This is a genomic window from Pseudooceanicola batsensis HTCC2597, assembly GCF_000152725.1.
Classification (GTDB): Bacteria; Pseudomonadota; Alphaproteobacteria; order Rhodobacterales; family Rhodobacteraceae; genus Pseudooceanicola; species Pseudooceanicola batsensis.
In genome coordinates this window covers 967,768-979,548 of the sequence record NZ_CH724131.1, presented here as the reverse complement: position 1 = coordinate 979,548, position 11,781 = coordinate 967,768, and the positions used below count along the sequence as shown (strand labels likewise).

The 11,781-nt window shown below is 67.8% G+C and carries 13 protein-coding genes; 11 read left to right on the top strand and 2 right to left on the bottom strand.

Features of this window, described 5'->3' with window-relative positions; genetic code table 11:
• Positions 1-386 precede the first annotated feature (386 nt).
• A complete protein-coding gene (gene fabF / locus OB2597_RS08680) occupies positions 387-1,652 on the top strand; it encodes a beta-ketoacyl-ACP synthase II (RefSeq protein ID WP_009805171.1) in 1,266 nt (421 codons plus the stop codon).
• Positions 1,653-2,810 (top strand): endolytic transglycosylase MltG, encoded by a 1,158-nt coding sequence (gene mltG, locus OB2597_RS08675; protein WP_009805170.1) that lies wholly within the window; start codon positions 1,653-1,655, stop codon positions 2,808-2,810.
• Between the two features lie 600 nt (positions 2,811-3,410).
• Here mltG and OB2597_RS08670 read toward each other — a convergent pair.
• Positions 3,411-3,839 (bottom strand): FKBP-type peptidyl-prolyl cis-trans isomerase, encoded by a 429-nt coding sequence (locus OB2597_RS08670; protein ID WP_009805169.1) that lies wholly within the window; start codon positions 3,837-3,839, stop codon positions 3,411-3,413.
• 245 nt (positions 3,840-4,084) lie between these two features.
• Entirely contained in the window at positions 4,085-4,894 is an 810-nt protein-coding gene (locus OB2597_RS08665; RefSeq protein WP_148234701.1) for a VPLPA-CTERM sorting domain-containing protein, read from the bottom strand.
• A 524-nt stretch (positions 4,895-5,418) separates the two neighbouring features.
• Here OB2597_RS08665 and OB2597_RS22500 point away from each other — a divergent pair.
• From OB2597_RS22500 to OB2597_RS08625, 9 genes are all read left to right on the top strand, one after another.
• A complete protein-coding gene (locus tag OB2597_RS22500; protein WP_161601039.1) occupies positions 5,419-5,757 on the top strand; it encodes a hypothetical protein in 339 nt (112 codons plus the stop codon).
• Positions 5,696-7,039 carry a DNA-packaging protein gene (locus tag OB2597_RS08660; RefSeq protein WP_050759271.1) on the top strand — a complete coding sequence of 448 codons (1,344 nt, stop codon included), beginning with the start codon at positions 5,696-5,698 and terminating at the stop codon, positions 7,037-7,039. The genes OB2597_RS22500 and OB2597_RS08660 overlap by 62 nt, the downstream gene beginning before the upstream one ends.
• Before the next feature lie 67 nt (positions 7,040-7,106).
• Positions 7,107-8,279, top strand: coding sequence for a phage portal protein (locus tag OB2597_RS08655; RefSeq protein ID WP_009805166.1), 1,173 nt, complete (start codon positions 7,107-7,109; stop codon positions 8,277-8,279).
• A complete protein-coding gene (locus OB2597_RS08650) occupies positions 8,272-8,511 on the top strand; it encodes a GTA head formation protein, RCAP_rcc01685 family (protein ID WP_009805165.1) in 240 nt (79 codons plus the stop codon). The genes OB2597_RS08655 and OB2597_RS08650 overlap by 8 nt, the downstream gene beginning before the upstream one ends.
• Before the next feature lie 45 nt (positions 8,512-8,556).
• Entirely contained in the window at positions 8,557-9,093 is a 537-nt protein-coding gene (locus tag OB2597_RS08645) for an HK97 family phage prohead protease (RefSeq protein ID WP_009805164.1), read from the top strand.
• 17 nt (positions 9,094-9,110) lie between these two features.
• Positions 9,111-10,301, top strand: coding sequence for a phage major capsid protein (locus OB2597_RS08640; RefSeq protein WP_009805163.1), 1,191 nt, complete (start codon positions 9,111-9,113; stop codon positions 10,299-10,301).
• A gap of 136 nt (positions 10,302-10,437) precedes the next feature.
• Positions 10,438-11,034, top strand: a complete 597-nt coding sequence (locus OB2597_RS08635) for a head-tail connector protein (RefSeq protein WP_009805162.1) — start codon at positions 10,438-10,440, stop codon at positions 11,032-11,034.
• On the top strand, positions 11,031-11,366 hold the full coding sequence (locus OB2597_RS08630; RefSeq protein ID WP_009805161.1) for a head-tail adaptor protein: 336 nt from the start codon (positions 11,031-11,033) through the stop codon (positions 11,364-11,366). The genes OB2597_RS08635 and OB2597_RS08630 overlap by 4 nt, the downstream gene beginning before the upstream one ends.
• Complete coding sequence (locus OB2597_RS08625) at positions 11,363-11,773, top strand: DUF3168 domain-containing protein (protein WP_009805160.1); 411 nt, start codon at positions 11,363-11,365, stop codon at positions 11,771-11,773. Before OB2597_RS08630 ends, OB2597_RS08625 begins: the two co-directional genes overlap by 4 nt.
• Positions 11,774-11,781 lie beyond the last annotated feature (8 nt).

The window sequence follows — 11,781 nt, the reverse complement described above, 5'->3', positions numbered from 1 at the left end:
GGTCGAGGTCGCCCCCTCCTACGACCCGACCTCCAACACGGCGCAGGCGGGGGCGCAGATGCTGTTCGAACTGGCCGGCCTCGCGGCGCTCGCTCCCGGCCGGTAGAGGGGCGCCGCCCCTCGGCGCGTGCCGCGCCTCACCCTGGAGTATTTCGGGCAAGATGAAGACGATGCACCCTTTCTTCTTGCCGGCAAGTATCCCGGGAGGTGCGGAGGGCGGCGCCCTCCGCCGGGCGCGCGGCAGCGCGCGATGGAATCGAATGCGCCGCAGGCGCGCATCCGGATTCCGCGGTGGCAGAGAAGCGCCTTGGCGTGGGCGCGACCCCTTGCCCCTCGGGGGGGCGGCGGGGTAAGAGCATCTGACGGAATAAGAGGGGACGGAATTCATGCGTCGTGTCGTTGTCACCGGGCTTGGGCTGGTCACGCCGCTGGCCAGCGGGGTCGAGGAAAGCTGGTCGCGGATCCTGGACGGGCAGTCGGGCGCGGGCCCCATCACGCGGTTCGACGCCGGTCGGGTCACCACCAAATACGCCTGCGAGGTTCCCCTCGGCGACGGTAGCGACGGCACGTTCAACTCGGACGACTGGATGGAGCCGAAGGAGCGTCGCAAGGTCGACGATTTCATCCTCTACGGCATCGCCGCCTCGGAGATGGCGGTGCGTGACGCCGGCTGGACGCCCGAGGACGAGGAGAGCCGCCTGCGGACCGGGGTGATGATCGGGTCGGGCATCGGCGGGCTGCAGTCGATCGAACAGACGACGCTCTTGATGGCCGAGAAGGGGCCGCGGCGTGTCTCGCCGTTCTTCATCCCCGGCGCGCTGATCAACCTGATCTCGGGCCAGGTGCAGATCCGCTTCGGCTTCAAGGGGCCGAACCATTCGGTTGTCACCGCCTGTTCCACCGGCGCCCATGCCATCGGCGACGCGGCGCGGCTGATCCAGTGGGGCGACGCGGACGTGATGGTCGCCGGCGGCGCCGAGGCGGCGATCTGCGAGATCGGCATCGCCGGGTTCAACGCCTGCAAGGCGCTCTCGACCAAATGGGCCGAGGATCCCACACGGGCCTCACGCCCCTACGACGCCGGTCGCGACGGGTTCGTCATGGGCGAGGGCGCGGGCATCGTGGTGCTCGAGGAATACGAACATGCCGTGGCGCGCGGCGCGAAGATCTATGGCGAGTACCTGGGCTACGGCCTGTCGGGCGACGCCTATCACATCACCGCGCCGGACGAGACGATGGACGGCGGCTTCCGCTCGATGAAGGCGGCGATCGAACGGGCCGGCCTGGCCCCCGCCGACATCGACTATATCAACGCGCACGGCACCTCGACCATGGCCGACACGCTGGAGCTGGCCGCGGTCGAGCGGCTGATGGGCGAGGAGGCGGCCGCGCGCGCCACCATGTCCTCGACCAAGTCCGCCACCGGGCACCTGCTGGGCGCGGCCGGCGCGATCGAGGCGATCTTCTCGATCCTCGCCATCCGCGACCAGGTGGCGCCGCCGACGATCAACCTCGACAATCCGGCGGTCGAGCCCCGGCTCTCGCTCGCCCCGAACCGCAAGGAAGAGCGCGAGATCGACGTGGCGCTGTCGAATTCCTTCGGCTTCGGCGGCACCAACGCCTCGATCATCTTCGGGAAGGTGCGCGCCTAGATGTGGAAGGCCGTCGCCTCCAACGCCCTCACGCTCCTGATCGTCGTCATCTTTCTCGCCGGCGGCGCGTTCCTCTGGGGCAAGGAGCAGTATACCGGTCCCGGCCCCCTGGCCGAGGCGATCTGCGTGCGCGTGCCCTCCGGGGCGCGGCTGACCTCGGTCTCGGACGACCTGGAAGAGCAGGGCGCGATCTCGAGCGCCGCGATCCTGCGCATCGGCGCGGATTACACGGACAGGACCGACCAGCTCAAGGCCGGGTCCTTCCGGGTGCCCGAGGGGGCCTCGATGGAGGAGATCGTCGACATCGTCACCCGCGGCGGCGCCAATACCTGCGGAACCGAGATCGTCTACAGGATCGGCGTCAACAGCGCCTCGGTCCTGGTGCGCGAGCTTGATCCGGCCGCCAACCGGTATGTGGAACAGGCCAGCTTCGACCCCGCCGCCGACGCGCCCGCGCCCGAGGCCTATACCGCCATGCGCGCGCGCGAGGATACGATCTATCGCGTTGTGGTGGCCGAGGGGGTGACTTCGTGGCAGGTGGTCGACGCCCTCTCGCGGGTCGACGCGCTTACCGGAGAGGTGGCCGAGGTGCCGGCGGAAGGGTCGCTCGCGCCCGACAGCTACGAGGTGCAGGCCGGGTCGGACCGGATGGCGCTGATCGACCGGATGCAGGTGGCGCAGGAGGCGATCCTGAGCGCCGCCTGGCAGAACCGCGCCGACGATCTGCCCTACGAGACGCCGGAAGAGGCGCTGATCATGGCCTCGATCATCGAGAAGGAGACCGGCGTGGCCGAGGAACGCCGGCAGGTGGCCAGCGTCTTCGTGAACCGCCTGAACGAGGGAATGCGCCTGCAGACCGACCCGACGGTGATCTACGGCATCACCAATGGCGAGGGCGTGCTGGGCCGCGGCCTGCGCCGGTCGGAACTGGATGCCGAGACGCCCTACAACACCTACCAGATCGACGGGCTGCCGCCCACGCCGATTGCCAACCCCGGCCGCGCCTCGATCGAGGCGGCGGTGAACCCGGTCGAGACGGAGTATCTGTTCTTCGTCGCCGACGGCTCGGGCGGGCATGCCTTCGCGACCACCCTGGCCGAGCACAACGAGAATGTCGCGCGCTGGCGCCAGATCGAGGCGGAGCGGGCGGATCAGTGAGGGGGCGGACGTCCGGTCCCCGACTTTCCCCGGCCCCCGGATGATCCGCGCCCGCGGCTCGGTCGCGCCACCCGGCGCGGAATGCCGCAGGACGGGCTGACCCCCGTGCGGCGCAACTCGGCGAGGGTGTCGAAGGCCGGCCCGTATCCCGTCGCACGGCCGTAGCGGTCTCTTGAAGGGTGACATCTTCTTGCGGGCTTCCCCCGCCGATCTCACCGTCGCGTTCTGCGGGGTGTGCGACGGTCCCGCGCCCGGCCGGGACCTAGAGCGACGTGGCGCGATGCCCTCAGGGGGTCATGCGCACCCGGCGGATGTTCGGGGATCAGGGGCGGTCACTTACCGCATTCACCTGCCATGCCTGCGGGCTTGGCTCGTGGTGACGTCGCGGGCGGGCAGGACCACCCTTGCTGCCACCCGCCCGAATGGCGCCCGGGGCGCTCTCGTGGATGAATTTCCGCAGGCTCGAACCGGAGGCGGTCGCCTTGAGACGATGCTTGGGCTGGCCGGTTCCATCACGCCGGACGCCGGCGAAACGGAAATCTGGACTGCGAGGCTTCTCGGCGGCGGCATCCCGAAGGATCAGCCGCCGCCGGTGTCGCCTTACGCGATCTCGACCAGTTCCACGTCGAAGGTCAGCGTCTTGCCGGCCAGCGGGTGGTTGGCATCGAGGATCAGCTCGTCCTCGGTCACGTCTGCGATGGTGACGTTCAGGGACTGGCCGTCCTGCGTCTGGACCTGCAGCTGCGTGCCGGGGTCGGTCGGAATGTCGTCGGGGACGCTGGCGCGGTCCACGGCCTGCATCCGTTCGGGCTGATGCGCGCCATAGGCGTCTTCCGGCTCGACCTTGACGGTGCGGGTCTCGCCCACCTCCATGCCGGTGATGCCGGCCTCGAGGCCGGGGATGATCTGGCCCGAGCCCAGCTCGAAGGACAGCGGGTCGCTCCCCTCGGAACTGTCGAAGACGGTGCCGTCGTCGAGTTTGCCGGTATAGTGAAGATGCAGGGTGTCGCCCGGCTTTGCCTGGGTCATGGTGGATATCCTTTCGGGAAGTCGTGAATTTGTCGAGGCCGCGCACGACGCGGGTTGCTCGATGTTTCGCCCACAAAGGTGGCAACTCTGAAGGGGAATGTAAACCACGCGGCCGAACGTCATTCCGGCCGGCTTGCCGGAGGCCGTCCGGTCGGTCGATGCGCGGTGAGGGGCCGGGCGTGTGGCCACAAGAAAACGGGGCCCGAGGGCCCCGTTCCAAAGGTTCGCGTCGCTGTCGACCGCGTTCAGGCGGCCTTGCGCTTTTTCAGCCGCAGGGCGCCGAAGATGCCGAGCGCCGAGGCGATCAGCGGCAGGCCCGCGGGAAGCGGAACGGCCGGCGTCGTGATCGAAAGGTTGTCGAAGTAGATCGTCCGGTCGATGCCTTCCGGAGTGTTGATGGCCTGGATGATCACATTATCCAGAGGAAGCGCGCCCTGAGCATCAGTGTCCGTGTATGACAGGGTGCCATCCAGGAAATAATTGATGGTGTTGGCCACACTGTCGATCACGAAACCGATTGTGTACCAGTTGTCGCTGGTAAAGCTTCCGGGCAGGCCGAGATCCTGCCAGCCGCCGTTGTTGCTATCCCAAACATTGAAGCTGCCACCGGTGGCGCTTCCGTGGAATTCGATGATCGGGTAGACTAGATCGGGTGCCGTTATCGGGCTGGAGGACGAACCCCAGAGGCCGCCGATCCGGTTGTCGGCTGTCGTGAACTCGTCAGCGATATAGATGTCGATAGACGCAGCCGTTGCCCCTGGCGTGTCCAGTTTCCGGCCCTGCGTATTGTAGAAGCTCGAATCGAAGGCTTTGGGGCGGCCGTCCTCGCCGTCATCTTCGCTCAGTGTCACCTTCAGGCGGTTGTCGCCGTCGAAGTGTTCGGATTCAAAACCGGCCGGCGGATAGCGGTCCTCGTAGTAGACCCCCGGCGCCTGGTTTTCCGCGATTGGCGGGTTCGTGTCGAATGTTTCGATCATGGTCGCGGCCGAAGCCGCCCCGGCCAGTGAAAGGATTGCCACGGCAGTGGCGGCGGTCATTTTTAACGTGTATGTCAATTTAATTTTCCCCCTAAGTAATACATACGAAACCAAGTTAACCGCAAAACCCCCGTGAATCAAAAAAGAGTCTCGGCGAATCCTTGCGCAAACACGGCTCGGCGCTGAAATGGCGTGATTGCAAAAACGCAATTGCCCCGGGTTTGAACCGGTGTACAGCATTAGAGGCATCGGGTGTAGTGCCAATAAGTTGCGCCACTTCATGGAAAAAATCACCGTGCCGCACGTCATGGTGGTGCGTCGTTCCGACATTGCACGCAATCGCAGCGCCGGCCGAGATCGTCTACTGCACCCGACGCGACGCGAATCGTTCGCCTGGTACGGCATCATTGTCCCTGGCCGCTGGCCTGCCCACGCAACGCACGGTCCTCCGCGGCGCCGATTTGACCGACCGTCCGCATTAACGTACAAGTAACCCCATGCTGGAACAGGCATGAGCAAGGCCCCGGGGCATATCGCCCCGCGGGCCTTTTTTCGTGCCGAAACGCGAGGCGGGCCAACAATAACAATAAAGGGCAATCACAATGACTCTCATTCAAGCAGAGCCGGGGACCAGCGAACTCACTGGTCAGATCGAGGAAATCCTCGACGAGCTAAAACGGCTCAAATCCGATCTGCGCATGGTCCAGGGCTATGTGCAGAGCGAAGAGCCGGGCCACACCCGAGAGGCGCTCAGATGCGCCGGGGACGTCCGGTCATTTCTCAAACTCGCATACGACGTGGAGGCACGGGTCAATGAAGAACGCAGAAAGGAACTGGGAATTGCAGGAGACACCGGATTCGATCTCGGCGAGGCCCGGGATCAGATCGGGTGCAAGCTGGATCGCCTCAGAGGATGCTGTGGTTCAGGACCTTTTTCTTGAGGAACTGACCGAGGGAGAGCTTCTGGCTCTCCCTTACCTCTTCGAATTCTGGGCCATGCCGCATCAATTGCCGCCCGAGGGCGACTGGCGCTCCTGGGTGATCCTGGGCGGGCGCGGCGCGGGCAAGACGCGCGCCGGGGCGGAATGGGTGCGCGCGCAGGTCGAGGGCGACCGGCCGCTGGACAAGGGCCGCTGCAAACGGATCGCGCTGGTGGGCGAGACGATCGACCAGGTGCGCGAGGTGATGATCTTCGGCGACAGCGGGATCATGGCCTGTTCGCCCCCCGACCGCCGCCCGGAGTGGGAAGCCACGCGCAAGCGGCTGGTCTGGCCGAACGGCGCCGTCGCCTATGCCTTTTCCGCCCATGAACCCGAGGGGCTGCGCGGGCCGCAGTTCGACGGCGCCTGGGCGGACGAGCTGGGCAAGTGGCGCCGGGGCCGTGACAGCTGGGACATGCTGCAATTCGCCCTGCGCCTCGGCGATGCCCCCCGCGTCTGCGTCACCACCACGCCGCGCAACGTCGGCGTGCTCAAGGACCTGCTGGAGATGGACTCGACCGTCACCACCCATGCCCCGACCGAGGCCAACCGCGCCAACCTCGCCGACTCGTTCCTCGCCGAGGTGCGGGCGCGCTACGCCGGCACCGGGCTGGGCCGGCAGGAGCTGGACGGCGTGATGCTGGACGCGGCCGAGGGCGCGCTCTGGACCCCCGCCATGCTCGAGGCCGGGCGCGTCGAGGCGCCCCCCGATCTCGACCGGATCGTCGTCGCCGTGGACCCGCCGGTGACAGGGCACGCAGGATCGGACGAATGCGGGATCGTGGTCGCGGGTATCGTGTCGCGCGGCGATCCCGGCGACTGGAAGGCCTATGTGCTCGAAGACGCCACCGTCCATGCCGCCACGCCCGTGCAATGGGCCGAGGCCGCCATCGCCGCGCTGCACCGCCACGGCGGCGACCGCATCGTGGCCGAGGTGAACCAGGGCGGCGATCTGGTCGAGGCGGTGATGCGGCAGGTCGATCCGCTCGTTCCACTGAAAAAGGTCCATGCCGCGCGGGGCAAGGCCGCGCGGGCCGAACCTGTCGCGGCGCTCTACGAACAGGGGCGGGTGCATCACCTGCGGGGCCTCGGCGCGCTCGAGGATCAGCTCTGCGCCATGACCATGCGCGGCTACGAGGGCAAGGGCTCGCCCGACCGGCTGGACGCGCTGGTCTGGGCCCTGACCGAACTGGTGATCGAGGCGGGGGCGTTGCATCGCGAGCCGAGGGTGCGTTCGCTCTAGGAAGTCCCTTTTAACGATTTATTGAGAAAACCTCTCTCGCGACGCCAGCAGGGCGAAAGGAGTGACCATGGGTGTGATCGACTATTTCCGGCGCGAGGCAGAGGTGCCCGAGACCAAGGCCAGCGCCACGGGCCCGGTGATCTCGTATCACTCGGCCGGCCGCGTGGCCTGGTCGCCGCGCGACATGGCCTCTCTGACCCGCAGCGGGTTCGCCGGCAACCCGGTGGTGCACCGTGCGGTCAAGATGATCGCCGAGGCCGCCGCCGCCCTGCCGCTGACCTGTCAGGACGGGACCGCCCGCTACGAGACGCACCCGCTGATCGACCTCATGGCCCGTCCGAACGCGGGCCAGGGCCGGGCGGAGCTGTTCGAGGCGCTCTACGGCCAGCTCGCGCTGACCGGCAACGCCTATCTCGAGGCCGTCGCGGCGGAGGAGGGCGCACCGGTGGAGCTTCACGTGCTGCGTTCCGATCGCATGGCGGTGGTGCCGGGGGCCGATGGCTGGCCGGTCGCCCATGAATATGCCGTGGGCGGCCGCAAGCACCGCTTTCCCGCCGGTGGCGCGCGGACGCCGGTGCTGCATATCCGCAATTTCCACCCGCAGGACGACCACTACGGCCTCTCGGCCCTCCAGGCGGCGGCGCAGGCGCTCGACGTGCACAATTCCGCCTCGGGCTGGGCCAAGGCGCTCCTGGACAATGCGGCCCGTCCCTCCGGCGCGCTGGTCTACGGGGCCACCGACGGGGCCTCGCTCTCCTCGGACCAGTTCGACCGTCTTTCCAACGAGTTGGAGGCGCATCACATGGGCGCGCGCAACGCGGGCCGGCCGATGCTGCTGGAAGGCGGGCTCGACTGGAAACCGATGGGGTTCTCGCCCTCGGACATGGAATTCCACCGCACGAAAGAGGCCGCGGCGCGCGACATCGCGCTGGCCTTCGGGGTGCCGCCCATGCTGCTGGGGATTCCCGGCGACGCGACCTACGCCAATTACCAGGAGGCGCATCGCGCGTTCTTCCGCCTGACCGTGCTGCCGCTGGCGACGCGGGTGACGGCGGCGGTCTCGGCCTGGCTGCAGGGCTTTACCGGAGACGCCGCAGCCATGACGCCGGACCTCGACCGGGTGCCCGCTCTCTCGGCGGAACGGGACGCGCACTGGGCCCGGGTGGCATCGGCGGACTTCCTCACGCGGGCCGAGAAACGGTCGATGCTCGGACTGCCGGCGGAGTCGCCCGATGACTGAGCAACGCCCGCCAAGACGTTACGGATTCGAGAGTTTCGACTGCGCGCCCGCGCTGCGGCTGGAGGCCCATGAACGCGTCTCAAGGTTGCAGATCGACGGGTTGCAGGACCGGCTTGCCCGGCTGGAAACGGCGATCGAACGGCTCGAGCGGCGATTGTGGCTGACCGTCTACGGGGTGGTTGCGGTGATACTTGCAGAAGCCTTCCAGAGCTTCTTAGTCCAGCTGCCTTAATGATGAGTTTACCTCTTCTCCGATCACAGGGACAGGGATCAACCAATGGAACTTGAACATAAATTCTGCGCCTTCGACGCCGATCTCTCGGTCTCCGACGACCTCGGGATCGCGGGCTACGCCTCGCGCTTCGGGGCCGAGGATCAGGGTGGCGACGTGGTTCAGAGGGGCGCTTTCGCGGCTTCGCTGGCCTCGGGGCGCGGGGCAAAGATGCTCTGGCAGCACGATCCGGCACAGCCGATCGGTGTCTGGACCGAGATGCGTGAAGACAATCAAGGGTTGTGGGTCGCGGGTCGTCTGCTTGACGGCGTGGCCCGGGCGAAAGAAGCCGCCGCTCTGATCCGGGCGGGCGCGATCGACGGGCTGTCGGTCGGCTACCGGACGCGGCGGGCGACCAAGAACGAGGGGGGCGGACGCACCCTCATGGAACTGGAGCTTTGGGAGGTGTCGCTGGTGACCTTCCCGATGCTGCCCAGTGCGCGGGTGGCGGCCAAGGGGGATACCCCGGGCGACACGCTGCGCGACCTGGCGGCGGTCTTCGACGACGCGCGGCTGACCATGGCGGGGCGCAGGCCCGGCTGAACCGAAGGGACAGAGAGATGGAAACACCCGAGAGCATTTCTCGGCACGGAGAAGCCTTGTCTCCGGCCGCCGAGGTGAAGGCCGCCGTCGCGGGCTTCGTGACCGAATTCCAGACCTTCCGGGACCAGGTGACGGACCGGATGAAACAACAGGAAAACCGTATGACCATGCTTGACCGCAAGACGAACATCGGCCACCGCCCCGCGCTGGCCACCGAGGCCGACCGGGGCGCGCCGCATCAAAAGGCGTTCAACGCCTATCTCCGCTCGGGCGATGACGACGGGCTGCGCGGGCTCGACCTCGAGGGCAAGGCGATGACCACCGCCGTCGCGGGGGATGGCGGCTATCTCGTCGATCCGCAGACCTCCGAGACGATCCGGGGCGTGCTGCATTCCGCCGCCTCGCTGCGCCAGGTGGCCAATGTCGTGACGGTCGAGGCGACCTCGTATGACGTGCTGGTCGATACCACCGATGTGGGCACCGGCTGGGTCACGGAAACCGGTGCGCTGAGCGAGACCGACACCTCGACGATGGACCGCATCTCGATCCCGCTCTTCGAGCTGGCCGCGCTGCCCAAGGCCTCGCAGCGGCTGCTCGACGACAGCGCCTTCGACATCGAGGCCTGGCTGGCCGAGCGCATTGCCGACAAGTTCGCCCGCTCCGAGGCCGCGGCCTTCATCTCGGGCGACGGCAGCGACAAGCCCACGGGGATGCTCGATCATCCTGCGGTTGCGAATGCCGGCTGGTCCTGGGGCAACCTGGGCTACATCGCCACGGGGCAGGACGGGGGGTTCGATCTGAACGATCCGGTCGATGCGGTGGTCGATCTGGTCTACGCGCTCGGTGCGCGCTACCGGGCCAACGGCACCTTCGTGATGAACTCCAAAACCGCCGGTGCCGTGCGCAAGCTCAAGGATGCCGAGGGGCGGTTCCTCTGGACCGACAGCCTCGCCGCCGGGGAACCCGCGCGGCTGATGGGCTATCCCGTGCTGCTGGCCGAGGACATGCCCGACATCGCCTCGAACAGCTTCGCCATCGCCTTCGGGGATTTCCACGCCGGCTACACGGTCGCCGAGCGTCCCGACCTGCGGGTCCTGCGTGATCCGTTCAGCGCCAAACCGCACGTTCTGTTCTATGCGACCAAGCGCGTCGGCGGCGACGTGAGCGATTTCGCGGCGATCAAGCTGCTGAAATTCGGGGCCTCCTGAGGCCTCGGGTCGTCGGGGGCCTGACGGCCTCCGGCGGGCGCGTGGCCGTCGGACAAGGCGCTGACCAGCTGCTCCCTCCGTCCGCATCAGCGTGGACGGGCACGCGCCGGAGGGCGGCAATCGAAAGGGTTCGGGAATGTTGATCGAAGACACCGATGTAGAAACGGCCGCCTTGCCGGTCGAGGATTTCAAGGCGCATCTGCGCCTCGGACGGGGGTTCACCGGCGACACGGTGCAGGATGCGGTGCTCGACTCCTTCCTGCGCGCCGCCATGTCGGCCATCGAGGGGCGGACCGGCAAGGTCCTGATGACGCGCGATTTCACCTGGTCCTTTCCGACCTGGCGCGACGACCTGCGCGCGGTGCTGCCGGTCGGGCCGGTCACCGCGCTGATCGAGGTCGCGCTGCTGGACGGCGACGAAGCCGTGACGGTGGTCGACCCGGCGCGCTACCGGCTGGAAAAGGACCTCAGCTTTCCCGCGCTCTGCGGCCGGAGCGGCGGGTTGCCCTGGCCCCCCGCCGACGGGCGGATCCGCATCCGCTTTACCGCCGGCTTCGGCCCCGCGTGGTCCGACCTTCCGGCGGACCTGGCGCAGGCGGTGATGCTGCTGGCCGCGCATTACTACGAACACCGCGAGGCGACGGGGCTGGGCGGCGGCTGCATGCCCTTCGGCGTGACCTCTCTCATCGAACGCTACCGGCCGTTGCGCCTGCTGCACGGGGGCCGGACATGACCGCGCATCTCAACCGCCTGCTCAAGCTCGAGGATCCGCAGCGTGTGCCGGATGCCTCGGGCGGGTTCACCGAGGTCTGGGTCGAACTGGGCGAGGTCTGGGCCGACGTCACCGCCCGCACCGGGCGGGGCACGGAATACGGCCAGGTGGCCACGGGGCGCACCGCCTATCGCATCGTGGTGCGCGGCGCGCCGGTCGGCGTGGTCTCGCGCCCGCAGGCCGGGCAGCGGTTCCGCGAGGGCGCGCGGCTCTTCCGGATCGAGGCGGTGGCGGAACGCGATCCGCAGGGCCGGTTCCTGACCTGTTTCGCGACCGAGGAGGTGGCGGCATGACCTATGCGCTTTCGGTCGCGTTGCAAAAGGCGGTCTATGCCGCGCTCAGCGCCGATGCGGCCCTGCAGGCCCTTGTCGGCACTGCGGTTTTCGACGCGCCGCCGGCCGGTTCGATCCCGGCGCTCTATGTCTCGCTCGGCCCCGAACGGGCGCGCGAGCGGTCGGATCGGACGGTGCAGGGCGCGCGGCATGATTTCGTGATCTCGGTCGTGACGGATGCGGGCGGGTTCCAGGAGGCCAAGGCCGTGGCCGGTGCCGTATCGGACGTTCTGGCCTCTGCCTTGCCCGCGCTCGATCGCGGCCGGGTGGTGACGCTGAATTTCGTGAAGGCCCGCGCGCGGCGCGACGAGGCCGGGCAGCAGAGGCGGATCGACATGACCTTCCGCGCCCTGCTCGACGACGATTAACCCCTTGT

Bases quoted from the DNA above. Each gene is read 5' to 3' on its own strand.
- OB2597_RS08640 (WP_009805163.1), top strand. From the start codon at position 9,111: ATGGAAACACCCGAGAGCATTTCTCGGCACGGAGAAGCCTTGTCTCCG.
- OB2597_RS08635 (WP_009805162.1), top strand. From the start codon at position 10,438: ATGTTGATCGAAGACACCGATGTAGAAACGGCCGCCTTGCCGGTCGAG.
- OB2597_RS08650 (WP_009805165.1), top strand. From the start codon at position 8,272: ATGACTGAGCAACGCCCGCCAAGACGTTACGGATTCGAGAGTTTCGAC.
- OB2597_RS08670 (WP_009805169.1), bottom strand. From the start codon at position 3,839: ATGACCCAGGCAAAGCCGGGCGACACCCTGCATCTTCACTATACCGGC.
- OB2597_RS08655 (WP_009805166.1), top strand. From the start codon at position 7,107: ATGGGTGTGATCGACTATTTCCGGCGCGAGGCAGAGGTGCCCGAGACC.
- fabF (WP_009805171.1), top strand. From the start codon at position 387: ATGCGTCGTGTCGTTGTCACCGGGCTTGGGCTGGTCACGCCGCTGGCC.
- OB2597_RS22500 (WP_161601039.1), top strand. From the start codon at position 5,419: ATGACTCTCATTCAAGCAGAGCCGGGGACCAGCGAACTCACTGGTCAG.
- mltG (WP_009805170.1), top strand. From the start codon at position 1,653: ATGTGGAAGGCCGTCGCCTCCAACGCCCTCACGCTCCTGATCGTCGTC.
- OB2597_RS08645 (WP_009805164.1), top strand. From the start codon at position 8,557: ATGGAACTTGAACATAAATTCTGCGCCTTCGACGCCGATCTCTCGGTC.
- OB2597_RS08625 (WP_009805160.1), top strand. From the start codon at position 11,363: ATGACCTATGCGCTTTCGGTCGCGTTGCAAAAGGCGGTCTATGCCGCG.
- OB2597_RS08630 (WP_009805161.1), top strand. From the start codon at position 11,031: ATGACCGCGCATCTCAACCGCCTGCTCAAGCTCGAGGATCCGCAGCGT.